This window comes from Vibrio sp. 704, from assembly GCF_033339295.1.
Window position 1 is genome coordinate 1 of sequence record NZ_JAWOUH010001001.1, and the last position, 522, is coordinate 522.

At 48.7% G+C, this 522-nt stretch carries 1 protein-coding gene; it reads right to left on the bottom strand.

Annotation, left to right across the window (positions count from 1 at the left end; translation table 11 throughout):
- Positions 1-150 precede the first annotated feature (150 nt).
- Positions 151-522 (bottom strand): hypothetical protein (locus R7R24_RS30335; protein WP_318120666.1); only part of this gene is annotated, 372 nt, incomplete at its 5' end.

A 522-nucleotide genomic window follows, 5' to 3' on the forward strand; every position in this document is an offset into this window, starting at 1 on the left:
CATCGTTTGTCGTAAAGCTGACAGACAAGTTGTTCACCGAAAGAATGGTTTGAGAAGACATCACGTATCCTTGTGTTTGATATAGCAAATAAACCTAGAGCAATGGTGATGGTGCTGAAATCCTGCTGCTTTCCATTGCTCTGGTACTCATTAGTTGTAGAGGTGGGGAGCAACCGCTTCTGCTGAGCTCATTGCCTGTAAATGCAAAAACTGCTCATGGGCGCGAGTGACATGGTCCAGCTCTATCATCCATTGAGCATTGCGCTGCGCAGAGCAAAATGCGGCCATGTGTGCAAGTAAGTCCTCACTTTGTTGGCCGAGTATGTGGCCAACACGCTCAATCAGCTCATGGCTTTCAAGCTGCAAAAATTGGAACAACGCATAAGTTTGGTTGAGGGCTGAAAATGCGTCGCGCTGTAATCGCAGTTGGATGAGGATCTCCGATTGCGCCACGCTCGCATCGCGTAATCCGCTGACCAGACACACAAATTGGCAAGGCTTGGTAAGGTCATTCTCTAGCGC